This window comes from Methylolobus aquaticus (genome assembly GCF_054172105.1).
In genome coordinates, this window is sequence record NZ_JBSYXP010000004.1 from 197,508 (window position 1) to 223,299 (window position 25,792).

General features: G+C 63.6%; 21 protein-coding genes. 11 read left to right on the forward strand and 10 right to left on the reverse strand.

From position 1 onward, the window contains the following. Positions 1 to 2 precede the first annotated feature (2 nt). Positions 3 to 626 (forward strand): histidine phosphatase family protein, encoded by a 624-nt coding sequence (locus ACW73L_RS06950; protein ID WP_498920961.1) that lies wholly within the window; start codon positions 3 to 5, stop codon positions 624 to 626. Positions 627 to 807: 181 nt separating this feature from the next. On the opposite strand, the gene ACW73L_RS06955 is transcribed toward ACW73L_RS06950, so the two are convergent. Continuing rightward, entirely contained in the window at positions 808 to 2,109 is a 1,302-nt protein-coding gene (locus ACW73L_RS06955; RefSeq protein WP_498920963.1) for a hemolysin family protein, read from the reverse strand. A gap of 594 nt (positions 2,110 to 2,703) precedes the next feature. On the opposite strand from ACW73L_RS06955, the gene ACW73L_RS06960 reads away from it, so the two are divergent. The 3 genes from ACW73L_RS06960 to prlC all read left to right on the forward strand — a co-directional run bounded on the left by ACW73L_RS06960 (position 2,704) and on the right by prlC (position 8,229). After that, positions 2,704 to 4,839: a sodium-translocating pyrophosphatase gene (locus tag ACW73L_RS06960; RefSeq protein ID WP_498920965.1), complete on the forward strand. Its 2,136-nt coding sequence runs from the start codon at positions 2,704 to 2,706 to the stop codon at positions 4,837 to 4,839. Between the two features lie 89 nt (positions 4,840 to 4,928). Further along, complete coding sequence (gene gcvT, locus ACW73L_RS06965; RefSeq protein WP_498920967.1) at positions 4,929 to 6,014, forward strand: glycine cleavage system aminomethyltransferase GcvT; 1,086 nt, start codon at positions 4,929 to 4,931, stop codon at positions 6,012 to 6,014. 160 nt (positions 6,015 to 6,174) lie between these two features. Continuing rightward, positions 6,175 to 8,229, forward strand: a complete 2,055-nt coding sequence (gene prlC / locus ACW73L_RS06970; protein WP_498920968.1) for an oligopeptidase A — start codon at positions 6,175 to 6,177, stop codon at positions 8,227 to 8,229. A 94-nt stretch (positions 8,230 to 8,323) separates the two neighbouring features. Here prlC and ACW73L_RS06975 read toward each other — a convergent pair whose 3' ends face one another. Beyond that, positions 8,324 to 8,998 carry a cyclic nucleotide-binding domain-containing protein gene (locus tag ACW73L_RS06975; RefSeq protein WP_498920970.1) on the reverse strand — a complete coding sequence of 225 codons (675 nt, stop codon included), beginning with the start codon at positions 8,996 to 8,998 and terminating at the stop codon, positions 8,324 to 8,326. Positions 8,999 to 9,128: 130 nt separating this feature from the next. On the opposite strand from ACW73L_RS06975, the gene ACW73L_RS06980 reads away from it, so the two are divergent. Both ACW73L_RS06980 and speD read left to right on the forward strand, forming a co-directional pair. After that, a complete protein-coding gene (locus tag ACW73L_RS06980) occupies positions 9,129 to 9,545 on the forward strand; it encodes an OsmC family protein (RefSeq protein ID WP_498920972.1) in 417 nt (138 codons plus the stop codon). Between the two features lie 125 nt (positions 9,546 to 9,670). Continuing rightward, positions 9,671 to 10,465, forward strand: coding sequence for an adenosylmethionine decarboxylase (gene speD / locus ACW73L_RS06985; RefSeq protein ID WP_129883582.1), 795 nt, complete (start codon positions 9,671 to 9,673; stop codon positions 10,463 to 10,465). Positions 10,466 to 10,665: 200 nt separating this feature from the next. Here the strand turns inward: speD and purH are convergent, their stop codons facing one another. The 3 genes from purH to dusB are packed head-to-tail and all read right to left on the reverse strand — an operon-like array spanning position 10,666 to position 13,529. After that, positions 10,666 to 12,222 carry a bifunctional phosphoribosylaminoimidazolecarboxamide formyltransferase/IMP cyclohydrolase gene (purH, locus tag ACW73L_RS06990; RefSeq protein WP_498921167.1) on the reverse strand — a complete coding sequence of 519 codons (1,557 nt, stop codon included), beginning with the start codon at positions 12,220 to 12,222 and terminating at the stop codon, positions 10,666 to 10,668. 39 nt (positions 12,223 to 12,261) lie between these two features. After that, positions 12,262 to 12,549 carry a helix-turn-helix domain-containing protein gene (locus ACW73L_RS06995; RefSeq protein WP_129883581.1) on the reverse strand — a complete coding sequence of 96 codons (288 nt, stop codon included), beginning with the start codon at positions 12,547 to 12,549 and terminating at the stop codon, positions 12,262 to 12,264. Continuing rightward, the gene (gene dusB, locus ACW73L_RS07000; RefSeq protein ID WP_498920975.1) at positions 12,546 to 13,529 is read right to left on the reverse strand and encodes a tRNA dihydrouridine synthase DusB; all 984 of its coding nucleotides are present in this window, start codon (positions 13,527 to 13,529) and stop codon (positions 12,546 to 12,548) included. Before dusB ends, ACW73L_RS06995 begins: the two co-directional genes overlap by 4 nt. Positions 13,530 to 14,065: 536 nt before the next feature. On the opposite strand from dusB, the gene ACW73L_RS07005 reads away from it, so the two are divergent. Continuing rightward, on the forward strand, positions 14,066 to 14,635 hold the full coding sequence (locus ACW73L_RS07005) for a Uma2 family endonuclease (RefSeq protein WP_498920976.1): 570 nt from the start codon (positions 14,066 to 14,068) through the stop codon (positions 14,633 to 14,635). An 88-nt stretch (positions 14,636 to 14,723) separates the two neighbouring features. On the opposite strand, the gene ACW73L_RS07010 is transcribed toward ACW73L_RS07005, so the two are convergent. Beyond that, positions 14,724 to 14,864, reverse strand: coding sequence for a hypothetical protein (locus ACW73L_RS07010; RefSeq protein WP_498920978.1), 141 nt, complete (start codon positions 14,862 to 14,864; stop codon positions 14,724 to 14,726). Positions 14,865 to 16,475: 1,611 nt separating this feature from the next. Between ACW73L_RS07010 and ACW73L_RS07015 the strand changes: the two genes are divergently transcribed. The 4 genes from ACW73L_RS07015 (at position 16,476) to ACW73L_RS07030 (ending at position 20,977) form a co-directional block, all read left to right on the forward strand. Continuing rightward, positions 16,476 to 18,338 carry a methanol/ethanol family PQQ-dependent dehydrogenase gene (locus ACW73L_RS07015; protein ID WP_498920980.1) on the forward strand — a complete coding sequence of 621 codons (1,863 nt, stop codon included), beginning with the start codon at positions 16,476 to 16,478 and terminating at the stop codon, positions 18,336 to 18,338. A gap of 244 nt (positions 18,339 to 18,582) precedes the next feature. Beyond that, entirely contained in the window at positions 18,583 to 19,449 is an 867-nt protein-coding gene (locus ACW73L_RS07020) for a quinoprotein dehydrogenase-associated putative ABC transporter substrate-binding protein (protein ID WP_498920981.1), read from the forward strand. Positions 19,450 to 19,540: 91 nt separating this feature from the next. Next, entirely contained in the window at positions 19,541 to 20,521 is a 981-nt protein-coding gene (locus tag ACW73L_RS07025; RefSeq protein ID WP_498920982.1) for a helix-turn-helix transcriptional regulator, read from the forward strand. A gap of 57 nt (positions 20,522 to 20,578) precedes the next feature. After that, a complete protein-coding gene (locus tag ACW73L_RS07030) occupies positions 20,579 to 20,977 on the forward strand; it encodes an HIRAN domain-containing protein (protein WP_498920984.1) in 399 nt (132 codons plus the stop codon). Positions 20,978 to 21,008: 31 nt separating this feature from the next. Here the strand turns inward: ACW73L_RS07030 and ACW73L_RS07035 are convergent, their stop codons facing one another. Genes ACW73L_RS07035 through ACW73L_RS07050 form a run of 4 tightly spaced genes read right to left on the reverse strand, consistent with a single transcriptional unit; the run spans position 21,009 to position 25,786 of the window. Further along, positions 21,009 to 22,019 (reverse strand): glycosyltransferase, encoded by a 1,011-nt coding sequence (locus ACW73L_RS07035; RefSeq protein ID WP_498920985.1) that lies wholly within the window; start codon positions 22,017 to 22,019, stop codon positions 21,009 to 21,011. A 44-nt stretch (positions 22,020 to 22,063) separates the two neighbouring features. Next, positions 22,064 to 22,903 (reverse strand): WecB/TagA/CpsF family glycosyltransferase, encoded by an 840-nt coding sequence (locus tag ACW73L_RS07040; protein ID WP_498920987.1) that lies wholly within the window; start codon positions 22,901 to 22,903, stop codon positions 22,064 to 22,066. Beyond that, positions 22,896 to 23,807, reverse strand: coding sequence for a glycosyltransferase family 2 protein (locus tag ACW73L_RS07045; RefSeq protein WP_498920989.1), 912 nt, complete (start codon positions 23,805 to 23,807; stop codon positions 22,896 to 22,898). The genes ACW73L_RS07040 and ACW73L_RS07045 overlap by 8 nt, the downstream gene beginning before the upstream one ends. Before the next feature lie 14 nt (positions 23,808 to 23,821). After that, the gene (locus ACW73L_RS07050) at positions 23,822 to 25,786 is read right to left on the reverse strand and encodes a glycosyltransferase family 2 protein (protein ID WP_498920991.1); all 1,965 of its coding nucleotides are present in this window, start codon (positions 25,784 to 25,786) and stop codon (positions 23,822 to 23,824) included. Between the last annotated feature and the right edge of the window lie 6 nt (positions 25,787 to 25,792).

Consider the following 25,792-nt stretch of genomic DNA (forward strand, 5'->3'; position numbering starts at 1 on the left):
CGTTGATTACCGAAGAACGCGTATCGACGCTGATCGACCTGATGCGCCACGGCGAGCCCGTCGGCGGGAGCCGTTACCGGGGTCAGGTCGATGATCCGCTCAGCGACAAGGGTTGGCAGCAAATGTGGGCCGCCGTCGGCCGCGAAGCTCCGCCTTGGGACATCATCATCACGTCCCCCTTGCAGCGCTGCCAGGCATTTGCGGAAGAACTTGGGCTACGGCACGGGATCCCGGTTGAGCCCGAGCCGCGCATCAAGGAATTGGGCTTCGGCGCGTGGCAGGGCAAGACCCACGAAGAGCTGGCGACGCTATATGACCCGGGCGTGCTGCAGCGCTTCCTGCGAGACCCGATGACGAATCGGCCCAAGGACGGCGAGGGGCTTGGCGATTTTCGGGAGCGTGTCGTCGCTGCGTTGCAGGAGACGGTCGACAAACATGTTGGCCAGCACGTCCTGATGGTATGCCATGCGGGCGTGATCCGGATGGTCTTGGCACACATACTCGAGGTTCCGCTGCGGAACTTGTTCCGGATCAAGGTCGATAACGCGATGATCACGCGTATCGAGTGCCTGGAACAGGGCGACGAATTCCTCGGTCATCTGATTTTTCACGGCCGCACGCTCTAACCAACCTCAGCGTCGTTTAGGTCCATCCCGGGGTGTTGGTGGTGGGCGAACCGGTTCTCGCGTCAATTCAGGGGAAATGGATGGGCCGCCTGACCGCGACACGGAGGATCCGAGCCCCCGGTGCCCGACGGACCGTGATTGCGCGTACCGCGCCCGCCGTCGCCGCGCTCCGATTACGTCGTCACACCGCCGGAACTGCGACTTCCGTGACGAGCACCTTGTCGACCCGGTTGCGATCCATGTCGATCACTTCGAAGCGCAGGCCCTCGAATTCAAAGCTGTCGGTGACGCGCGGGACATTGCCCAGACGCAGCATCACGAATCCGCCGACTGTGTGAAAGTTGCCCATCTGTTCCTCGGGCAACAGGTTCAGGTCGAACAGTTCCTTGAACCGCTCGATGTCGAGCATGCCGTCGATCAGCCAGGAACCATCTTCACGCCGGACGACCTGAGGTTCCTCGTCGCTTGCATCGGACGGAATGTCTCCGACGATTGCCTCGAGAATGTCGCTCAGCGAAACCAGCCCGTCCAACTCGCCGTATTCGTCGACCACGATTGCGGTGTGCAGGTGTGACTTTTTGAACTGTTCGAGCACCTGCATCAGTGACAGCGAATTCGGCACGAACAGCGCCGGTGTCAGCAGTTCCATCAGATCCGCCTTCTCGCCGGCCAGCATCCGGTTCAACAGGTCCTTCGTCTTCACGAAGCCGATCAGGTTGTCCAGCCCGTCATTGCACAGCGGGAGTATCCAGTGCGGGTGTTCGGTGATCGTCTGCCGGTTGCGTTCGAACGGTTTCTGGATGTCCAGATAAACGATGTCCTTGCGGGGCGTCATGATCGCGCCGACCTTGCGGTCGTCGAGACGCAGGATATTCTCCACCAACTGCTGTTCGCTGCGCTCGAACACGCCTTCGACCGTGGCCTGTTCCAGCAGCACCTTGATCTCCTCCTCCGTCACGGACGGCTCGTCCGGTGGCCGGACGCCCAGCGCACGCAGCACGAGATCCGTAGAAACGCTCAACAGTTTGACCAGCGGCAGCGCCACGACCGACAGCAGGTGCATGGGGCGAGCGAAGAAGGCGGCGATCCCCTCCGGGCGCAGCAAGGCCAGGCGTTTCGGAACCAGCTCGCCAATGATCAGAGAGATGTAGGTGATCGTGGCGACCATGATCGTCAGGGACAGTTCATGGGCGTAAGTGCTTAGCTCCGGTATCGTCAGGAAGTAATCGTGGAGCTGATCGGCGATGACCCGCTCGCCGAGCGCACCGCTCAGGATGCCGATCGAGGTGATGCCCACCTGTATCGTCGATAGGAAGCGTCCGGGTTGCTCGGCCAGTTCCAACGCGCGAGCCGCCCCCTTGCTGCCCTTCTCGGCCGCATGCTGCAGCCGCACGCGACGCGCGGACACGATCGCGATCTCGGACATCGCGAACAGTCCGTTCATCACGATCAGGAAGAGTATCAACCCGATGTCAAACCACATGGCAAGATCCGGATGTAGGCTCTGCGAGCACGCTGCCAACGGTGATCGGATACGGCTCGTGCGCTGCGGTTGCAATGACGGAACCCGGCCGATGAAATGCCGGCTTCGGGCTCGAAGCGCCGGGCTGATAATCGTTGATTGCCGGACGACGCCGCCGTCCCGGCTGGGTTAGCGGAGCCGGATGGGGGGAGGATGATGGCAAAACGGGAGGTGACTCGCTAATGGTGATACGGTCCCGATTATAGGGGACGGCGCCGAGAAACGGCCAGACTTGCCCGCACTGAATGCCACGCCCGTGCGCTCGGGGCCAGCTTGTGCGGGAGAGTCAATTCGTCTAACGTACCGCATCCGGAAGTCCGGACAGCCGAGCGCCGACTACCGCTGCCCGTTCTTCGTGTCATCTTCCAGCGTTGCCGCGCCAGCCGTTAACACCGGTCGGCGGTACGTCTAGCAGACTTTATTTTTTGTGCGTGGGAATATCGTGTCGCCGTGCGGGTGCAGGCGTCGGTTGCAGTGGCCGGCGGCAGCCGCAAGGACACGCCTCTTGCGCGTTCCAAATCCAACATTGAACGGCGAGTAGGGAAGGGGAGCAATATGGCCATGTCGATTGTCGCGTGCGCCCAGGAGGGGTTGCAGCTGATTCTGGCGGACCGGCGCACGAGAACCATCAGTTACGGTGCGCTGGTGGCTTTCTTCACGATTGGCTTCTCGGTTGGTTGGGGGGTGTCCTTCGCCTTCGTATCGTCCATCGCCGCCCTGGTCTTCGGCATCCTGTCCATCGCCTGGATCAATGTCCAGTCCCCCGGCAATCTGCGTATGCAGGAGATCGCTGCGGCGATCCAGCAAGGCGCCCAGGCCTACCTCAATCGTCAGTACAGCACCATCGCCGCGGTCGGCGGCGTGCTCTTCGTCGTGATCGGTTTCGCGCTCGGCTGGGCCGTGGCGGGCGGCTTCGCCGTGGGGGCCGCGCTGTCGGGCGCCGCTGGCTACATCGGTATGCACATCTCCGTACGCAGCAACTCGCGCACGGCGCAGGCCGCGTCGCGCGGGATGAACGCGGCCTTCACCACGGCCTTCCGTGGCGGTGCCATCACGGGCCTGCTGGTGGTGGGCCTCGGGCTGCTCGGAGTGGCCGGTTACTACACCATCCTGAAAAGCCTGGGTGTTGCCGATCCCCTGCACGCGCTGGTGGGACTGGCGTTCGGCGGATCGCTGATCTCCATCTTCGCCCGTCTCGGCGGCGGTATCTTTACGAAAGGGGCCGATGTGGGGGCCGATCTGGTCGGCAAGGTCGAGGCCGGCATCCCGGAAGATGACCCACGCAACCCAGCGGTGATCGCCGACAATGTCGGCGACAACGTCGGTGACTGTGCGGGCATGGCGGCCGACCTGTTCGAGACCTATGCAGTGACGATCGTGGCCACGATGCTGCTGGGTGGCCTGATCACCGACGGACGCGACAACGCCGTGATCTATCCGCTGGTGCTGGGCGGCGTGTCTATCCTGGCCTCGATTGTCGGCACCTTCTTCGTAAGGATCACCACGGGCCGCCGCATCATGAGCGGTCTCTACAAGGGCGTGATCGTGTCCGGCGGCCTTTCGGCGGTGGCCTTCCTGCCGGTGACCGTGTTCATGTTCTGGGGTGGTCTGCCGTCCGGTGATACCACCCTCTCTGCCATGGGTATTTACGGCACGGCTTTGATCGGTCTGGTGCTCACCGCGGTGATGGTGGCGGTCACCGAGTATTACACGGCGACCGAGTACCAGCCCGTCAGACACATCGCCGGAGCTTCGACGACCGGTCATGCGACCAACATCATCGCCGGTCTCGGGGTCTCCATGAAGTCCACCGCGATCCCGGTCATTGCGGTCTGTGCCAGTATCTGGGCCGCGCACTCGCTGGCCGGTCTCTATGGTATCGCCATCGCGGCGACATCCATGCTGTCGATGACCGGCATGATCGTCGCCCTGGATGCCTACGGACCCATCACGGACAACGCCGGCGGCATCGCGGAGATGGCGAATCTGCCCGAGGAAGTCCGTCATATTACCGATGCACTGGACGCCGTCGGCAACACGACGAAGGCGGTGACCAAGGGCTATGCGATCGGCTCGGCCGGACTGGCTGCGCTGGTGCTGTTCGCGGACTATACCCATGCCCTGGGTGGGCAGGTGGCATTCGATCTGTCCAACCATCGGATCATCATCGGTTTGTTTATCGGCGGACTGGTGCCCTACCTTTTCGCCGCGATGGCCATGGAAGCGGTCGGACGGGCGGCCGCCGGTATCGTCACCGAGGTCCGCCGCCAATTTCGGGAGATCCCCGGGATCATGGATTTCAAGGCGAAACCCGATTATTCGAAGGCAGTGGATTTGCTGACGAAGGCGGCGATCAAGGAAATGATCGTCCCGTCGCTGTTGCCCGTCGCGGTCCCGCTGGTGGTCGGCCTGCTGCTGGGCAAGGAGGCACTCGGTGGCGTGCTGATCGGCACGATCGTCACCGGCCTGTTCGTTGCGATTTCGATGACCACCGGAGGCGGCGCGTGGGACAATGCCAAGAAATACATCGAGGACGGCGCCTTCGGCGGCAAGGGCTCCGAAGCCCACAAGGCCGCGGTGACCGGCGATACCGTTGGTGATCCATACAAGGATACCGCCGGCCCGGCCGTCAATCCGATGATCAAGATCATCAACATCGTTGCGTTGCTGATCGTTCCGCTATTGTCCTAGGAACGCTCTGTTCCATGCAGAGCGTCCCTGGGGGGACTCAACGCCCAGGACCGTCGCGCTGCCGCGCGACCACGACCGGAGAGATTTCGGTGCCAAAGCAGACCGCGCTGAATGCCGTCCATCGACAGTCCGGTGGCAAGCTGGTGGAGTTCGCCGGCTGGGAACTGCCGCTGCACTACGGTTCCCAGATTGGCGAGCACATGGCGGTGCGCAAGGCGGCCGGCATGTTCGACGTGTCGCACATGGGGGTCATCGATCTGTCGGGACCGCGGTCCCACGCCTTCGTCCGCCACTTGTTGGCGAATGACATCAACCGCGCCGGCGAGTCCGGCGCTGCGTTGTATTCGTGCCTGCTGAATCCCGCTGGCGGCATCTTGGACGACGTGATCGCCTACCGCGGGGACGTCGGCCGTTGCCGCCTCGTGGTCAATGCCGCGACCCGGGAACGCGATCTGGACTGGATCACCCGCCAGGCGGAGCCTTTCGGCGTGGACGTCCGCTGCCGTGCCGACCTGTCGATGATCGCCGTCCAGGGCCCGCGGGCGCGGGATCTGGCGCACCAGGCCCTGCCGTGGCTGTCGGCGAGGGCGGCCGGACTGCCAGTCATGCACTTCATCACGATCGGCGATGCGCAGGCCGCGCGGACCGGCTATACCGGCGAGGACGGCTACGAGCTGATCGTTCCTAGCAGCGAGGCCGTTGCGACCTGGGAAGCCCTGCGGGACGCCGGCGTTGTGCCCTGTGGCCTCGGCGCGCGCGATTCGCTGCGACTCGAAGCCGGCCTTCGGCTCTATGGCAGCGACATGGACGAATCAGTCACACCCTACGATTGCGGTCTCGCCTGGACGGTGGCGCTGGAGCCGGCCGATCGCGATTTCATCGGGCGCGCCGCGCTGGTCGCTCGACGCGTGCAAGGTGGCTCCCGTTTCGTCGGTCTGATCCTCGAAGAACCCGGGGTGTTGCGCGGCCACCTGCGCGTGCAACTGCCGGGCGGCGGCGAGGGCGTTACGACGAGCGGTGGCCATTCGCCGACGCTGCAGCGCTCCATCGGTTTTGCCCGCCTGCCGGCCGGCAATGAAGATCGCTGCTTGGTCGAGATTCGCGGCCACTGGAAGCCCTGTCGCATCGTCCCGCCTCGCTTCGTGAAACACGGCCAGCCGCTGGTGGCCCTCTGAGCCGCCGGCCGGCGCGCCGCGGTGGCTCCCGGCCCGTCCCCGTGGGGGGCGTTAAAAGTTGCCCCGACCGGGGAGCGCGCGAACCCTTGTCGCGATCTGCTGACTAAAAGGTTACGTCCGACCTACAACCTAACTTCCAGACCGTCCCAACCCATCTGCCATGACCATCGTGAATCCGCTGCTCGAGAATCGAGAACTTCCGGCCTTCACCGCCATCAAGCCGTCCGATGTTGTGCCCGCCATTCAGCAGATTCTCGAGGAGAATCGTGCCGAGGTCGAACGTATTGCGGCGCAGCCGGGTCCCTGCGATTGGGGCGGGCTGGTGGCAAGACTGGAGGTGCTCGACGACCGCCTCGCCAAGGCCTGGTCGCCAGTCGGCCATTTGAACGCGGTGATGAACAGCGACGAACTGCGGGTTGCCTACAACACCTGTCTGCCGCTGCTGAGCGCCTACTGGACCGAATTGGGTCAGAACGAAGGGCTTTACGCCGCCTATCGCGCCTTGTCCGAAAGCCCGGCCTACGCAACGTTCGAGCCAGCGCAGCGGAAGATCGTCGAGGACGCACTGCGCGATTTCAGGCTTTCGGGCATCGAACTGGAGCCTGCGCAGCGCGAACGCTTCAAGGCCATCGCACAAGAGTTGTCGCAGCGGCAGAGCCGTTTTCAGGACAACGTACTCGATGCGACGCAGGGCTGGATCAAGTCGATCAGTGAGCCCACGGCTTTGACCGGTCTGCCGGAGTCGGCGCTGGCCGGTGCGCGGCAAGCCGCCGAACAGCGCGGCCAGGAAGGCTGGTTGCTGACGCTGGAATTCCCGTCCTATATCGCTGTGATGACTTACGCCGACGATCGGGAATTACGGCGGGAAATGTATACGGCTTTCGCGACGCGTGCCTCGGACCAGGGACCGAACGCCGGGCAATGGGACAACTCCGGACTCATGGAGGAGATTCTGGCGCTGCGCCACGAGAAGGCGCAACTGCTCGGCTATGCCAGTTTTGCCGACTTGTCGCTGGCCACCAAAATGGCGGAATCGGCCGATCAGGTCATGGCGTTTCTGGTCGACCTGGGCGAGAGGTCGCTGCCCGTCGCGCGGCGTGATCTCGAGGAACTCCGGGTGTTCGCCCGAGAGCACTGTGGGCTGGACACTCTCGAAGTCTGGGACATGGCCTATTGTTCCGAGCGCCTGCGTCAACACCGCTATGCGTTTTCGCAGGAGGAGGTCAGGGCTTACTTCCCGGCGCCGCGTGTGCTCGATGGTCTCTTTGCGGTCGTCGAGCGGCTCTATGGCTTGCAGATCCGGGTCCGCGATGGCGTTGAGGTCTGGCATCCGGATGTCCGCTTCTATGACGTCTTGGACGGGTGCGGTGAGCGACGCGGGTCGTTCTATCTCGATCTCTATGCCCGACCGAACAAGCGCGGCGGCGCGTGGATGGACGAATGCGCGGCCCGCCATCGTTTAGGGGGTAGCGTTCAGTACCCGGTCGCGTACCTGGTGTGCAACTTCACGCCGCCGGCCGGCGATACGCCGGCATTGCTGCGGCACGATGAAATGGTCACGCTATTCCATGAATTCGGGCATGGCCTGCACCACATGCTGACGCAGATCGATCACCGAAGCGTGTCGGGCATACATGGGGTGGAATGGGATGCCGTCGAGCTGCCGAGCCAGTTCATGGAAAACTACTGCTGGGAAAAAGAGGCTTTGAGCCTGTTGTCCGGTCATTATCAGACCGGAGCCCCTCTGCCGGCGGACTTATTCGACAAGATGCTGGCGGCGCGGAATTTCCAGTCGGGCATGCAGATGGTGCGGCAACTCGAGTTCGCCCTGTTCGACTTCCGTCTGCATCGCGAATACGACCCGGCGGTCGGCGGCCGGGTACAGGCCATACTCGATGAGGTGCGAGAGCAGGTTGCCGCGGTCATCCCCCCACGCTTCAATCGCTTTCAGCACAGTTTTTCCCACATATTTGCGGGTGGTTACGCTGCCGGCTACTACAGCTACAAATGGGCTGAGGTCTTGTCCAGCGACGCCTTCTCGCGGTTCGAGGAGGAGGGCGTATTCAACCCGGACACGGGGCGGTCATTCCTGCAAAACGTGCTGGAGAAAGGGGGCAGCCGTAAGGCGATGGACTCCTTCATCGCGTTCCGGGGGCGCCCGCCGGAGATCGATGCGCTGTTGCGTCACAACGGCATCCTCCCGGCGACGGCTTGACGATGGAGTTGGAAAGCGTGCGTGGGCGCGACTTCGAACCGTCGTTTGCGGCGGCGCGTTCCGCGTGGAAAGCCCCGCTTAGCTTCGAGCTTCCCTAGCGAGTCCCAAATACCACGATGGTTTTGCCATGGGCGCTGATGCGCCGTTCGCGCTCCAGCTGTTTCAGCACCCGGCCGGCCATCTCGCGCGAGCAACCGACGAGGCGCCCTAGCTCCTGCCGCGTAGTGCGGATCTGCATGCCGTCGGGGTGTGTCATTGCATCGGGCTGGGTGCAAAGTTCGTGCAGCGCATGAACGATGCGTTCCGACACGTCGTGCACCGCCAAAGACGCGCTGCGGCGGTCGCTCTTGACCAGACGAAGTGCCACTTGCCGGCCTAATTCGATCAGGATGTCGGTGGCGTAGGGCGCCAGAGTCGTCCGCAGCAGCTCGCGGAGGCGGGCGTAGCTCAGTGAGGCCACCACGGCCGGTTCGCGCGCGATGGCATTGACCTCGTAGGCCCCCTCGCCCAGAAAGAAGCCGGCCACGCCAAGGAACTCGCCGCGACAAACATACGACAGCACCACGTCCTGGTCGGTGGCCAGTGTCGTCTGGCTGTCCGCGGCACGCAGGCTTTTTTCCGGCATGACGATGGCGATCGAGCCTTCGGTGACGAAATGCAGGGTATCGATTCGGTCGCCTGGCCTGAAGACATAGGCGCGCGAGGCATACCGACGCTGATGAGAGTTCTTCAGCAGCGCGCTGATGGCAGGAGTGTGTAGTTCAACCATGACGTCTTGATCCCCCGTGGCACGGTTTCGGGTTCGAGGCGGATGCGGACCTAAGTCTAGTAGTGCGTTCCTGCGTTTGGGCCGGAAAATTATGGTATTCTAGCGCGCTATTTTGGTGGCACCGAGAGTCATGAAAGCGCGGGTTAAGTGGGTTGAAGATGTCCTGATCGTCGGCGAGTCCGGCAGTGGACATGCCGTCGTGATGGATGGGCCACCGGATAGCGGCGGGCGCAATCTCGGGGTTCGGCCGATGGAGATGCTGCTGCTCGGCATGGGTGGGTGTACCGCCTTCGACGTAGTGCATATCCTGCGCAAGGGGCGGCACGTCGTCGAGAACTGCGAAGTGCTCCTCGACGCGGAGCGGGCCGAAGCGGATCCGAAAGTGTTCACCAAGATACACGCTCACTTTGTTCTGAAGGGCGTTGGATTGACAGACGCGGCCGTGCGGCGTGCAGTCGACTTGTCTGCCGAGAAGTACTGTTCCGCTTCCATCATGCTGGGGGCAACCGCCTCCATCACCCATGACTTCGAAATCCTGACGGATTGATGCGGGTTCGAGCGGTTTTGACGGGCAATCCTGCACCGATTCCAAACCCAGCCGCCGAAGAGTCCCGCTTCGCAGTCGCTAGCTAATCAGCTCCAAATCTAGATCACCGGGGTGGCGTGAAGTCCATGGATAAGTTGCAACTGCACGGTTTCAACAATCTCACGAAGTCGCTCAGCTTCAACATCTACGACATCTGCTACGCCAAGTCGGAGCAGCAGCAGCGCCGCTACATCGAATACATCGACGAGGCCTACAGCGCCGAGCGGTTGACGCAGATTCTGACCGATGTGAATGCGATCATCGGGGCTGAGATCCTGAACATTGCCCGTCAGGACTACGAGCCGCAGGGCGCAAGCGTCACGATGCTCATCTCGGAGGGGCATGTGCCGAACAGCGTGACCAATATCGAGGGTCCGGGACCGGTCCCCGAATCCGTGGTCGGCCACCTGAACAAGAGTCACATCACCGTCCACACCTACCCGGAGAGCCATCCCTACGGGGGACTTAGCACGTTCCGGGCCGATATCGACGTGTCGACCTGCGGACGCATTTCACCGCTGAAGGCGCTGAACTACCTGATTCACAGTTTTCAGTCGGACATCGTTATCATGGACTATCGCGTCCGGGGATTCACCCGCGACATCAGCGGTCAGAAGCATTACATCGATCACGAGATCACCTCGATCCAGAACTATATCTCCGACAGCATGGCGGAGCGGTATCAGATGATCGACGTGAACGTCTATCAGGAACAGATCTTCCACACGAAGATGATCCTCAAGGACTTCGTGCTGGACAACTATCTTTTCGAAACGGCAAAGGACGCGCTGACCCCGGAAGAGCGCACGGCGATCCAGAAGCAGTTGAAGCAGGAGATGGCCGAGATCTTCTACGGCCGGAACTACAAGCTGCGACGTTGACGCAGCGCCCTGCGGCCGCATTCGCGAACCGACGGCCTAGGGTGAGGTGACCATCGCTTCCCCGCGGCCCTGAGCCAGTCGGGCGGCCTTACGGAAAGTGCCCGCCGGGAGATTCTCCGGTGTGGCTGGCTCGAAGTCTGGATGGGCAGGGGCTCGGCCTCAGTCGCACCGCCGACAGACGACCCGCGCGCGACGTCGGATCAGTGGCGAAAGTGACGGATGCCGGTGAAGACCATCGCCAGGCCATGTTCGTCTGCCGCGGCGATCACTTCATCGTCCCGAACCGAGCCGCCGGGCTGGATCACGGCGGTTACGCCCGCCGCAGCCGCCGCGTCGACCCCGTCGCGGAACGGAAAGAAGGCGTCCGACGCCACCACCGAGCCCTGCACCGTCAAGCCCACGTCTTCGGCCTTGATCGCGGCGATGCGAGCGGAGTAGACGCGGCTCATCTGTCCGGCGCCGACGCCGATGGTGCGCAGGTCGCGGCAGTAGACGATGGCGTTCGATTTCACGTAACGAACCACCTTCCAGGCAAACAGCAGGTCTTCCAGCTCACGCTGATCGGGCTGGCGTCGCGTCACGATCCTGAGGTGCGACCGGTCGACCGCGACGATATCGCGATCCTGAACCAACAGTCCCCCCGCTACCCGCCGGTAGTCCCACTCTGCTCCATCCGCCGGGTCGGCGCTGCCGCAATCGAGCACCCGGACATTCGGCTTGACGGCCAGCGCGTCGCGCGCGTCGGCGCTAACACCGGGCGCGATGATGACTTCAACGAACTGCCGCTCGACGATGGTCTGCGCCGTCGTCGCGTCGAGCGGGCGGTTGAAGGCGATGATGCCGCCGAACGCGGAGGTGGGGTCGGTGGCGTACGCGCGATCATAGGCTTCGAGCGTCGTCGCAGCCTGGGCAACCCCGCAGGGGTTGGCGTGCTTGACGATCACGCAGGCCGGCGCATCGGCGAAGGTCTTGACGCATTCCAGCGCGGCGTCGGCGTCGGCGATATTGTTGAACGACAACTCCTTGCCCTGCAGTTGGCTCGCGCCGGCGATGCTGCCGGGTTTCGGGTGCGTCTCGGTGTAGAAGGCGGCCCGCTGGTGAGGGTTCTCCCCGTAACGCATGGGCTGCACCCGGGTGAAGCGCAGCAACAAGCGTTCCGGCAGCGCAGTGTCTCCGCCCAGGTATTCGGCGATCGCGGAGTCGTACCACGATGTGTGCCGAAAGGTCTTGGCCGCGAACGCGAAGCGGCTCGCATCGCTCAGCACCCCGTCATTCCGACGCAACTCGTCCAGGACAGCGGGGTAGTCCGCAGGATCGACGATGACGCCGACCGAGGCATGATTCTTGGCGGCAGCGCGGAGCAACGCGGGACCGCCGATGTCGATGTTCTCGATCGCCGTGTCCAGGTCGCAATCGGGGCGCGCAATCGTCGACTCGAAGGGATACAGGTTGACGACGACCAGGTCGATCGGCGGGATGCCGTGCTCTGCCATGATGGCTTCGTCCAGCCCGCGCCGGCCCAGGATCCCGCCATGGACTTTCGGGTGCAGGGTCTTGACCCTGCCATCCATCATTTCCGGAAAGCCCGTGTAGTCGGAAACCTCGGTGACGGGAATGCCGTTATCGGCGAGCAGGCGCGCAGTGCCGCCCGAAGAGATCAGTTCGATCCCCAGCACGTGCAGATCGCGTGCGAAATCGACGATACCGGCTTTATCTGAGACGCTGATCAGCGCGCGCGCGACCTTCTGCTGGGACATGGGAATCAAGACGGGTCCAGTAAGTAGGAGAAAACAGATTCAGGCCAGCCCGTGCTGCGCCATCTTCTTGCGTAGTGTGCTGCGGCTCAGGCCCAGGACCTGAGCCGCCTTGCTCTGATTGTGTCCGCAGTGCTCCAGGACGACCTCGAGCAAGGGGCGCTCAATTTCCTGCAGCACCATCTCGTACAGGCCGTTCGGGGCGCTACCGTTCAGTGCGCGAAGATAGTGGTCGACTGCGATGCGGACGTGATTGCAGAGCAAGTCACGACCTTCAGGCGCACAGGGTATGGCGATGTCCATCGAGGCGCTGCGTGATTCCGCTGTCATTCGGATTCTCCCTGCCGTTGACTATTGAACAACTCCGGCAGCAGAGCCCACTGCTGCGGCGCTGTCTCCTGTTGATTGAAGCGCCGCAGGAGTTCGGAGGACGTTGCGGCGGCCTCACCAAGGTACCAGCCGACATGCTTGCGAGCGATACGCACGCCCGCGTATTCGCCATAGTGCGCGTACAGCCCCTGCAGGTGTTCGCGAACCGTGGCCAGAATGGCATCGGGTCCGGGGGGCGGGCAGTCGATCCCTGATTCGAGGAAACGCTCGATCTGGCGGAAGATCCAGGGTCGGCCCAGGGCCGCGCGACCGATCATGATCCCATCCGCCCGCGTTGCCTCCAGTACCTGCTGCGCTTTCTCGGCAGAGTCGATGTCGCCGTTGGCGATGACCGGGATGTTGACAGAGGCTTTGACCATGGCGATTGTATGGTATTCCGCAGACCCGGAGAAGCCGCAGGCGCGGGTCCGGCCATGCACCGACAACGCGCTCACGCCGGCCGCTGCGGCCAGTTTCGCAACGCTTACCGCGTTGCGCTCAGCAGCATCCCATCCGGTCCGAATCTTCAGCGTCACGGGGACGTCGACTGCCTGGACCACGGCATCCAAAATCTGCGCCACAAGTCGCTCATCGCGAAGCAGCGCGGAACCGGCGGCTTTGTTGCAGACCTTCTTAGCCGGGCACCCCATGTTGATGTCAATAATTTGTGCACCGCGCTCCACATTGAAGCGCGCCGCCTCAGCCATCTGCATGGGCTCGGCACCGAGGATCTGTGCCACACGCGGCTCTGTTTCACCGCGGTGATCCGTTTTCTGCCGGGTCTTCCGACTGTCGAGCAGCGCCGGGTTGCTCGTTGCCATCTCCGCCACCGCCATGCCGGCGCCCCAGCGGCGGCAGAGGTTTCGGTAGGGCAAGTCCGTAATGCCCGCCATCGGCGCGAGGATCAGACGGTTGGCCAGTCGGTACGGTCCGATCTGCATTACTTGGGGCGAGCGGGGAAAGGTCGCGAAGTTTACTGCAAACCGGAACCTTGGCAAAGGCTGGTTGGAACGGGGGTGGCGGCGCTCTGGCGGGCGCATCAGGGAGCGCCTTAAGGCGGCGTAAGGCGGACTTGCTTGGGGCGGGGGCACACTCCTAGTTCCCACGGCAAAGTGCGGCCGCGCGGAGCCGGGGTGGGCGGGCGATGACATCGGCGTCCATCCGGGCTGAATGCATTCTGTTCAAGGCATGCTGTCGGTACATTCCGTGACGGCATGCTCCGAGGGTTGGGGCATGGAAAGGCGCTGGGACTCGGGTTACTCTCGGTTGCAAGGCTCAGATAAACACAGCCTTCGGCTGCGGGCTGATGCTGGTGCCGCGTCGCTCGCGTGTGATCATGCCCCGGCGGTCTTCAAGGCGCGGAGCCGCCTTGTCGGGGAGGAGAAGACGTCCCCGTCGGACCGCTCGGGGCGACAGGCATAGGCTTTACCGGGAAGTCGGCCATTGAGATCCGGAGTCCATACTGGCAGAGCCAACCATGCAACATGCAACCGTTCTTCCTGTGGCCGAAGCCGACTATCTGTCCGGCGAACTGGCGAGCGCGGTCCGCCATGAATACGTGGCCGGACACATCTATGCGATGGCGGGGGCGGGCAAGGCCCATAACCTCATCGCGGGCAACCTGTTCTCCCATCTGCGTGCCCACATGTGGGGCAAGCCCTACCGCGGCTTTATCGCCGATATGAAGGTCCATGTCGCGCCCGTGCAGGCCTATTTCTATCCGGACGTGGTGGTGACCTGTTCACCCCGGGATCTTGCCGCCGACGCTCCGAAGGACTACCTGACCGACCCCGTGCTGATCGTTGAGGTGTTGTCGACGAGTACCGAGGCTATCGACCGGCGTGAGAAAATGCGTGCGTATGCGACGCTTGCAAGCCTGCAGGAATACGTTCTGGTAGATAGCCGTTCCGCCAGACTCGAGATTTATCGCAGGCTGCCCGCAGGGGGCTGGGACCAGTGGATTCCGTCGCCAGGTGAGCCCGTCCGCCTGGACAGCGTGGATCTAAGCCTGGATTTCGCCGACATCTATGAAGATGTCGTGCTCTAGACGGGCCTGGTATCGGTACGGCGTGTAACCAGATGTCCGATCAGTTCCTGCTGCCGCCGCTGAAGCCCATCGCCATGAAGGAACGGGTTCACAGGTCTTCATCGAGCGCGGTGAGATTGCCGTGCTCGACGGCAGTTTCGGCGTGGTCGATGTGACCGGCGTCCGAACCCATATTCCGGTCGGGTCGATCGCCTGCATCATGTTGGAACCCGGCACGCGAGTCTCGCATCGCGCGGCGGCCTTGGCGGCGGGGGTCGGCACATTGCTGGTGTGGGTGGGCGAGGCGGGTGTACGCCTGTCTGCGTCCGGCCCGCCCGTCCGTGGGCTTCGTTCGGCGGATCGTGGCGCCATCGGCGCCCCGATTGGTTCCGCCTCCACCCCGGGCCCGTGGGATGAATAGGTGGCCCTGATCGAGGCCGGTGGCCGGTCTGTCCTCAGGACGAAATCCCGGCACAGCGACTGTCGCTAACTTCGCCAAGGGAGGGACAGGTGTCTCCGCTGGAATGTGTGCTGACTCGCCGTGACGTGGCGGGCCTTTGAGCGCCGATGGCGGGCATTCTGCGCCCAACCGCGAGTGATGGGCGCTACCGCCGTGCACGACGGCTGGGCGCAAATGAACCCGAGACTATGTGCCGCGCGGACCTTGGCTACCGATCTCGACCGACGACGGGCCGGGGATTCGCTAACTTGTCGCCATCGACACCACAGCCCGACCTTTTACGGAGCGCCGCGGCGTGTGGAGCCTCGTCACCGCCGCTGTCCGCGGAGGTGACGGCATTCCGAGGAACGCGCGCGAGACTCGAAGCACCGCCAGCGATAGTCTCGACTGCGACCGCGCGGTCCGATATGTCGACGGGGACATCGGGAAGGTCGGCGACCGTGTTCGCTGCTGCGACGCGGGTGCGCTCCGCATCGGCGTCGATTCTCGGAGCGCTGATGCCGAGAAGCTACCACTCGGCGACGGCGCTGTTCCGCAACATGCCAGCCCATTCTGGTGCGGGGGCGGCGACAAGAGAATCGATGTCGGGCGGAAAAAAGTCCCCGCCGGTTCCGTGCTTGAGGCCGTCGAGTCTCGGAAAATCACTCGCCACCCCGTCGACTCCTCGCGAAGTCCTCCGCTCTCCGGTGGGTTGGCTTTTCATTCCGTAACCCGGTGTCATGGCCTGAAGCAGGGCCTCCGCCGCTGCAGCGGAGGCTGCCGGAGCCCCATCACCGGGACGTAACGCCGGGCGAGGGACTTTACGCTTTGGCAAGACCGAGCACTGACTCTCGGCGTTCTCGATCGCATTCCGAGTGCCCTCACGCAGGGCGGTATGTCCTGCAATGCCAGGCTCATGCGACCTGACTGTAGAGTGCGCGACGATTGCGCGCTCCTCGTAACCATCCCGATGCGCCGTGCAGGCATTCGGGGTCGCTTCCTACCGTCAAGGAACAGTGAAACTGTCCCGGTTGAAAATAGTCAAATTGGTCGACTCGCCGGTGTCGGGTCAGGTCGACGCAAGGTGTCGATTCTGGTGTCGTCGCGGGACTGTGAGCGAGTGGGTCCAAGGCCGTCGGCAGGCGATCTCCCGGAAGATCATGCCGCGGTTCTGGGTTACCGATCACGACCGAACGAAACATACCCTTTTGCCATGTCTGACGCTGCCTGCAGCATTGTTGACTTTTCTTCCCGAATCCTTCAACTTACGCAGCCAAGACGGGCCCCGTATAAGGAAATTGCGACGCTCAATAGGGAATTTTTCCTCAACAGGGATCAGATCCGTCCTCTCCAAGAATTATTTAGGGTCAATTGCTTACAACGTTTGTCGTCTGCCCTGGCAGACGTACGAGGAGGAAATCGATGAAAAAACCCGTGAAAAGTTGGCTGATTGCAACCTCGGTTGCATCGTTGCTGGCAGCACCCGGGCTTTCCCAGGCGAACGCTGAGATCGAGAAACTGAGCCAAGACCCGAACAGCTGGGCTACTTGGGGCGGCGACTACTCAGGTGCTCGTTACAGTTCGCTGACGCAGATCAATAAGGATACCGCCAAAAATCTTCAGCCGGTCTGGACCTTCTCCACCGGCATGCTGCGTGGCCACGAAGGTGGCCCGCTGGTCGTCAACGGCCTGATCTACATCCACACCGGCTTCCCGCACAAGGTGTACGCGCTGGATCAGGACACGCATTCCGTCGTGTGGGAATACAACTACGCGCCGGACAAGGGCACCGATCCGCAACAGGTCATCGGCGTGATGTGCTGTGACGTGGTCAACCGCGGTCTGGCCTATGGCGACGGCAAGGTGTTCCTGGCACAGGGTGACGCCACGCTGATTGCGCTGGACGCCAAGACCGGCAAGACGGTCTGGAAGGTCAAGAACGGCGACACCAAGCAGGGCATGACCAATACGAATGCACCTCTGGTCGTCAAGGACAAGGTCTTCGTCGGTATTTCTGGCGGTGAGTACGGTGTGCGCGGTTTCATCGCGGCCTACAACATCAAGGACGGCACGCCGGCATGGAAGGCCTACAGCACCGGGCCGGATGCCGAGATGAAGATGGATCCGGAAAAGACGATGACCTGGACCGACGGCAAGATGGCGCCGGTCGGCAAGGACTCCAGTCTGAAGACCTGGCAGGGTGACCAGTGGAAGATCGGCGGCGGCACCACCTGGGGCTGGTACAGCTATGATCCGAAGCTGAACCTGATCTATTACGGTTCGGGCAACCCCTCCACGTGGAACCCGGTCCAGCGTCCCGGCGACAACAAGTGGTCCATGACCATTTGGGCGCGCGACGCCGACACCGGTGCTGCGAAGTGGGTTTACCAGATGACCCCGCACGACGAGTGGGACTTCGACGGCATCAACGAAATGACGCTGGTCGACCTGCCGATGAAGGACAAGAACGGCAAGGAGCACAGCAAGCTCCTGACCCACTTCGACCGTAACGGCTTCGGCTACACGCTGGACCGCGAAACGGGCGAACTGCTCGTCGCCGAGAAGTTCGATAAGGCGGTCAACTGGGCCAGCCACGTCGACATGAAGACGGGTCGTCCGCAGGTGCAGGATCAGTATTCGACGCAGTTCCATGGCGAAGACGTCGATGCCAAGGGCATTTGTCCTTCGGCGATGGGCAGCAAGAACGAGCCGCCCGTGACATTCTCGCCCAGGACGAAGCTGATCTACATCCCGGGCAACCACACCTGCATGAACTACGAGCCGTTCCAGGTGGAATACACCGCGGGCCAGCCGTATGTCGGTGCAACCCTGAGCATCTTCCCGGCCAAGGCGGACGTGAAGACCGGCGAGAAGACCGAGAAGACGAACATGGGTTCGTTCACGGCGTGGGATCCGACCACCGGCAAGATCGCCTGGGCGATCGACGAGCCGTTCTCGCTGTGGAGCGGTATGGTGTCCACCGCGGGTGACGTGGTCATCTACGGTACGCTGGAAGGCTACCTGAAGGTCCGCGATGCGAACACGGGCGCTGAACTGTACAAGTTCAAGACCCCGTCGGGCGTGATCGGTAACGTCAGCACCTGGCAGCACAAGGGCAAGCAGTATGTCGGTGTCCTCTCCGGTATCGGTGGATGGGCCGGCGTCGGCATGGCGGCTGGCCTGGAAGGCGAATCGGAGGGTCTGGGTGCAGTAGGCGCGTACAAGAGCCTCAGCGCCCACACCAAGCTGGGCGGCGTCTTTACCGTATTCGCTCTGCCCAACTGATAGACCGGCCTCGTCGGTCTAGCCTCCTACAACGCCCCGGTCGAGCAATCGACCGGGGCGTTGTTCATTTTGGGGGGGCGAATCCTTACAATGGGCGCCCGGACCGGGCTTGACCCGCTCGCCCGTTCCACGTCGTTCGCATGCTGCCTCCGTGGCTCGACGCCAGTCCTCTGCGACCCGTCGGCGCGGCAGGAACCCGTGAGCGTCGCCCGATTCACCGCCAGAAAACACCAGATTGCTTGCCATGCTGTTCACCTTCAAGGCTTGGGGCCGCCTAACGTTTGGCCTCCTCGCGTTGTCCTTCGCTGTCTCCGCTAGCGCCTGGGAAGGCGCTGCCGTCAAGGTCTGTGCCGATCCGAACAATCCACCCTACACCGATCGGAAGGGCCAGGGCTTCGAGAACAAGATCGCCGAACTGCTCGGCAAGACGGTGGGCAAGCCCGTCGAATACACCTGGTTTCCGCAGCGCATCGGGTTCATCCGCAATACGCTGAAGGCACAGCTGCCGGATTCGGACGAGTACAAGTGCGATGTCGTGATGGGTTGGCCGACCGGCGCCGAGATGGCAGCGACGACGCAACCCTATTACCGCTCGACCTATGCCCTCGTTTATGCGACGAAGCGGGGCTGGGACGATATCCGTTCGGCGGAGGATCTCGTCAAACTTCCCGCGGAAAGGCGGGCCAAGCTCAAGCTGGCGATGTTCGACAACTCGCCTGCCACGACCTGGCTGCTGAATCACGGTTTCGTCGATCACGCGATCCCATATCAGACTATGACCGGGGACGCGACCAAGAACACCGCAATGGTGCTGAACGAGGACATGAAGTCCGGAAAACTCGACATGGCCATCATCTGGGGGCCGATCGCCGGCTACCTCCAGCACGCTAGCAAGCCGGGCAGCTTCCAGGTCATTCCGATGCCCAAAGAGGAGGGACTGCAGTTCGTATTCCCGATCTCGATGGGGGTGCGGGTGCCCGACAAGGCGCGCAAGCAGGAGCTGGACCGCTTTATCGAAGAGAAGGCCGCCGATATCGAGTCCGTGCTCCGGGAGTTCAAGGTGCCCCTGGTCGACAAGGAAGGCCGCCTCCTGCCGGCGGCTGGACGCTGACAGGCGCCGCGCCTCGGCTCCGCCGTGTTTCGTGCGGCCCCGCCGGCCCGTTCATTAAGACGGCGGCGGTCAGGCCCGACCCGGGGCGAGCGTGGCGAACGATGAACGTCTGATCGCGCTGCACCGGCTGCTGGTCGGACAGCGCGCACCGGTGTCGACTGCACGGATACAGGAGCGGCTGGGCTGTTCGCGCGCCACGGTCATGCGGCTCATTGCCGAACTGCGCGATATCAGCGGCGACCCGATACCCTACGACCGTTTTGCCCAGGGGTTTGCTTATCGTCAGCCACCGGACCTCAAGGGCGAGCTGTCTTCTCCCTGGCTGGGCGACGCTGAGCTCCGCGCTCTGCTGGCAATCCGCCAGCAGTTGGAGCAGACGCAGCCCGGCCTGTTGGCGGAGTTACTGGCACCGCTGGAGCGGCGCCTGATCCAGCTGCTTTCCCCGGACGGATTGTGTCAGGAAGAATTGGGGAGGCGCATCCGATTGCTCTCGGTGGGACGGGCGAAACGCCTGGCGGCCAACGGCTTTGCAGCGTGTGCCGAGGCCGTGCTGCGGCGCCGCCGGCTGCGGGTGCGGTACCGTTCCCGGACACAGGAGGAAAGCCTGGAGCGGGAGCTCTCGCCATTCCGGCTCGTGTTTTATCGTGACAACTGGTACCTGGACGCGTGGTGTCACTTGCGCGAAGGCTCCCGGCGGTTCGCGGTGGATCGCATCGCGGACGCGAGGTTGCTGACGGCCGACGCAGTCGAATTGCCTGACGGCCATCTCGACGAGCAGCTCGGCGAAGTGTTCGGCATTTTCTCGGGGGCTGCCAGGTCCACGGCGGTGCTGCGTTTCAGCGCCCTGCGCGCACGCTGGGTGGCGGACGAAGTGTGGCCCGGGCAGCGGGACGCGCGATGGCTCGAGGACGGCCGCTACGAGCTGAAGGTCGCCTACGGCGATCCGACCGAGCTGATCATGGAGATTATGAAATACGTTCCGGAGGTCGAGGTGATCGATCCGCCCGAGCTGCGACGGGCCGTGACGGAACGCTTGCAGGCTGCGCTGAAAAATTTTTCCGGCGTCTCATGATATGAGACGGTAGTCGTTTACACTCGGTGAGACCCGACCATCCCGGAGGATCCACCGATGAAACATTGGCTGCTGAGTCTTCTACCATGGCTTCGTCTCACCCTTGCGTCCGCGCGGTTGACGGTCAACCGCTGGCTGTTTCGTACACGCAAACGCATCTTCCTGCAGCAGTCCCTGCTGGCAGGGTTCCAGTATTACGAGGCCCGGGCGCTATGGCACCGGCTGCGTCCCGGTGCCCTGCTCGAATTGCGCCGGAATCCCGAGAATCCGGTCGATCCGAAGGCAGTGGAGGTCTACTGGCGCGGGCATCAGCTCGGACATCTGCCGCGGACCGACAACCCGGTCATTGCGCATCTGCTCGATCGGGGAATGAAGATCCGGGCGCGGATACAGGCGCTGAGGGCGTCCGACAATCCCTGGGAGCGGGTGCAGGTCCGGGTGGAGTGGGAGAAGTAGCCCGAGCCGCATCAGGTCTACGGACCGGCGCCTAGTCGTCGATCTGGATGCCCCGCAGGCGGCGGTATACCCGGATCAGCGACCGCCCCAAGGGGTGCTTGCTCCACGACTCGACCAGGCAGTCGCTGATACAGTGCAGCAGGCCATCGCGCCGGTAGCGCGACGGTGACATGGCCCAGCGCTCCTGTTTGATTCGCCAGGAGGCGGTCCAGGCGCCCTCTAGGGCCAGCCGTTCGCCCGTAAGTGGGCGGTCTGAACCGGCGTCTTGCGCCGCGCCCGACAGACACTGGTCCAGTTCGACCCAGTAGCGCTCCATGTCGCCGGACAACTGGCCTGGCCTGCGGCGGTGATAGGCCAGGACACCTCTCACCGTGATCAGGCGCTGGAACCGGGCCATCCGTCGCCACAGATCCCAGTCGCCCGACAGGCGCAGGTCCACGTTCAGACCGCCGGCGGCAAGCCACAGTTCGCGCGTCCAGAAGGTGCCTTCCTGCATGACGAACGGGAACTGACGCCCGTCGTACTGGCCTTTCGCGAGACGGGCCCGGGCATAGCCAAAGCCCTCCAGTCGGGTGTCGGCAATGCAGCCATCCTCGCGGATCAGGCAGGGAATTCCGGTCACCCATTGTTCCTCCGGATTGGCCCGCAGGAACTGGGCCACGGTCTGGAAGGCATTGGGTGCGAACAGGTCGTCGGTATTGATCCAGGTCATGATCACCAGCCCCGGCGCGTCCGACACCTGCCGCCGCAGGAGTTCGTCGAAGCCTTTCTGAATGCCGTCGTACATCGAGCCGTCCGGTTCCGATTTCCACGAGAAATGGAGCGGGGGAAGATCGACCCGGAGGCGTTCGGCGGCGAGCCGCTCGGCCCATAGCGCGAGCAGGTCCAGGGTCCGATCGGTGGAGCCACCGTCCTGGATGTGGTACCGGATCGTGAAATCGCCCCGTTGCGAAACGATGCTCTCGATCGTCTCATCGAGAAATTCGGGCGCATTGAAGGAGGGGGTGACGATCAGAAAGGTGACAGGGCAGGGCTCGGTCATGGCGTGACAGGCTAAAGTGTGAGGGCGCTGCGGGGCGCAGGTTTTCAGGTCGCGGCCGGGTGATCACCGCGCCGCCGCGATGATCCAAGACGTTGCGCCAGCACTCGGGCAAGGAAAATCGGCGAATCGAGGTTGCGCCGCCACAGGCGGCGCGGCTCCTGCGCCAGACGGTGCAACCATTGCAGGCCCGCGCGCTGCATCCAGAGCGGGGGCAACACGATGCGGCCCGTATACCAGTCGAACGCCCCCCCGATCGGACCGATCAGATCGACCTGCAGCCGGTCACGGTGGCGATAGGCCCATTTTTCCTGCTTCGGTGCACCGAGCCCCAGCCACAGGATCTCGGCGTTCGACGCATTCACGCGGTCGATCAGGGCGGCATCCTCGGCGGCCGAGAATTCCGCGCGAAACGGTGGCGACAAGGAACCACAGAAGTCCAGAGCGGGATAATCGACGCGGAAGCGTTGTTCGAGCGCTGCCAGGTTTTCCTCGGTCGAACCGAGAAAAAACATCCGGGTTCCGGGACGCGCCGCATTCAGATGGGCGCAGAACCCTGGGAAGAGATCGGGGCCGCATACCCGCTCGGGAATTCGCGCTTCGAGCAGGCGAGAAGCGAGCACGATGCCGGCGCCATCCGGTGTGACGAGATCTGCGGCGATGATGGCGTCGTGCAATAGCGTGTCCTGACGTGCCACTTCCAGGGAGTGCGGATTCGCGCAGACGAAGTAGCGCGCCGGGCGCGGGCTGGGTCGGCCCGATGCCAGCGGTCGCAGCCAGCTCGTGAGCAGGGCGATCGTTTCGGCCAGGGTTGCCGTCGAAAACGGATACCCGGTGATGGTCTCGGTGGGGAAGGGACTGCCCGGTTGGGCGGTCGCATCAGTCATGGCGGCTTCTCAAAGCATGTTCCAGCAACAGGCGTGGCAGGTCGTTGCGCGAAACCGGTCGGCGGGTGCGCAGCAGGCGCCAGCGGTCGCCGACGAGTGAATGCGCGACGACCGGTGTGCGAGACCAGAGTGCGCTCCGCAGCAGGGCTTCGCCCGCCTTGCCGAGCCGGCTCGCCAGCCGCCAGCTGGCTGGCGGAGCGGGCAGCGAGGCGCAGCGCCGAGCCACTTCGTCGCGATAGTCGGAGCCCTGGCGCGACCGGTTCTCCTCGCCACGGATACGAAATGCCGCGAGCGGAGTGGCGACGGCCGTCAACTCGGCCAGCGCCGCAAAGCGGACCCACAGATCGAAATCGCCGGCCCAGCGCCACTGTAGATCCAGGCCACCGGCGCGCTCCCACAGGCTGCGGCGCCAGAACATCGTTTCCTGCATCAGATAACCGAGCAGTCCCTCGCGGAACCAGCCGTTGGCGATGTAGCGCCGCGGGTACGATGCGGCGACGGGGGACACGAGGTAGCATTCCGAGGCTGTATTCAGATAAGCGGGCAGACCCGAGATCCAGTCCACTTCCGGGAACTCCTCGAAGATCCTGGCGACGACGCGCAGGGTCCATGGCATCAGGACGTCGTCGCCATTGATCCAGCCGAGAACGTCGCCGCTGGCGCAGGCCATGCCTTTGGCGATCGCCGCGTATTGTCCGTCATCGGCCTCGCTGCGCAGGACGCTGAAATGTTGGGTCTGGGACTTCAGGTAGTCGAGCGTGCCATCGGTCGAGGCTCCGTCGATCACGATGTATTCCAGGCCCGGGTAGTCCTGCGTGACGACCGAGCGGACCGTTTCCGGAACCCACGGCATGGCGTTCCGCACGGCGGTGACGAGGGAGATTTTCACTGTGGGCTGCGGCATGGCGCGGAGGAAACTCAGCGGGCTCGAAGTCCGGCGTACAGGGCGTCCGCCCGATCCACCAGCGAACGGGCGCGAAACTCGGCTTCGGCGGCGAGGGCCAGCCAGGGGTGGCTGCGCGCCGGTTCGCGCCGCCAATCGAAGGGACCCATCCGTCGCAGATGACGAACCGTGTGGGCGTTCAGCGTTCGAAACCGCCGCTCGACCCGGTCCGGATGCTCGGTGTAGCGCAGCGCGATGCGGCGCCATTCGGCCAGGCACTCGAATAGGTGCTGCCAGGACAGGCCGCCGCCGACATACTGCGACAGAATCACCGGCTCGACCCACACCGTGGCACCCCGCTGTGCCATCCGGAACAGGAAGTCGTGATCGGCTGCAATCCGGAAGGCGAGGTCATAGCGGTGTTGCCGTATCAGCTCGGTGCGGGTCAGCAGGGATTGGTGGCCGGGAATTCCACCCAGCCAGGCCCCGTCGGTGGCGCCGTCGAGCAACTGGCGGTAGGTGTGCTCGAACGCCCGGCAGCGGTGTATCTCTTCCGTTCCGTCCGGCGCGATGTAGCTGTGGTGAGCCGCGATGAAGTCGGCATCCGTCGGGGCATGGGCGAGCAGTCGCCCCAGCGCATCGCTGTCGGCGAGCGAGTCGCCGGCATTGATATAGAGCACCCAGCGGCCGCGGGCGAGGTCGGCGGCCTTGTTCATGGCATCGTAAGGCCCGCGATCCGGCTCGGACAGCCAATAGTCCACCCGGTGCTCGTAACGTTCGATCACCCGCAACGTCGCGGCGTCGGATGCGCCGTCGATGACGATCACCTCCTTGGCGGGATAGCTCTGGGCCAAAACGCTGTCCAGTGTCGATGCCAGCTCATCCGGCGCGTTGCGGACGACCGTGGCGATCGTGACGAGCGGCGCAGGTTCCGCGGCCGTCGCGCCCGCGATCCGGCGTCCGCCTTCGCGGCGCCCGGAGGTGCCTGTCAGCAGCGGCGGCACGGGGCGCTCGTCGGCGTCAGCAGGCAACTCGGTCGCAGTATCGCGACGAGCATAACGGAGCGCCCGCCGGCAGGGTCTGGGATCGGTCAGGAAGTCTACCAACCGCGCCTGATCAAGTTGCCAGCGCGCATAGCCTTCCTCGACCATCGTGCGGGCCCGCCGCCCGATCGACTCCGCCCGCGACCAGTCCGGGTGGCGCGTCTCGCCCAGCCCGAACAGAAAGCCATTCACGCCGTCCACGATGTATTCGTTGTGCGTGGGGCGGTCGTGGGCGCAGACGGCCATGCCCATCGCCATGGCCTCCAGAAACGCGAGGCCGATGCCCTCGTCCAGCCGCGGTGCGAAGTACACGTTCGATGAGGCCAGCCGGCGCAGAAGGTCGCTGCGCTCCGGCAGCCACTGCGTCACTTCGAGCGTGAAAGCCTCACGGTCCGACGCGGACGGCGGCTGCGGGAGGGGCACGCCCGGATCCACGGCCTGATGCAGGTGCACCGAGGTGAAGCATCCAGGCGGCATCAAGCCACGCACGTCATCCCATGACGGGCGTTGCTGGCGCTGCCAGAAGAACGCGCGCAGGGTCGTGAAATCGCTCACCAGAGTGTGGGCGGCCGGATCCGGAAAGTACTGAAAGTACGCCGACTGGGCGGCGCCGAGCGACTGTACCCGCTGGTGCAGCGCACTGGAAAAGTTCAGGACCTTGATGTCCTTCAGCGCGCTCCAGAAGCTGCGCCGCAGGGCCTTGGCCGCGTCGTACATCGGCACGTAAACCACATTGCGGTGGCCCCGCCGAGCCAGCAGCTGCGCATAGCGGACGGATTGCCAGACGACGACGAGATCGGCATCGGCGATCAGCGGTGATGGATCCGTCGCCTTCTCCCCACGCCAGGTGTCGTCCCACAGGCAATGAACCGTGCCGATCCGTTGCAGTACCTCGAGAAAAAAGTTCGAGGAACGCGTGACCTGGTGATGGGAATGTCCGACGAAGCCGATCTTCATGGCCGA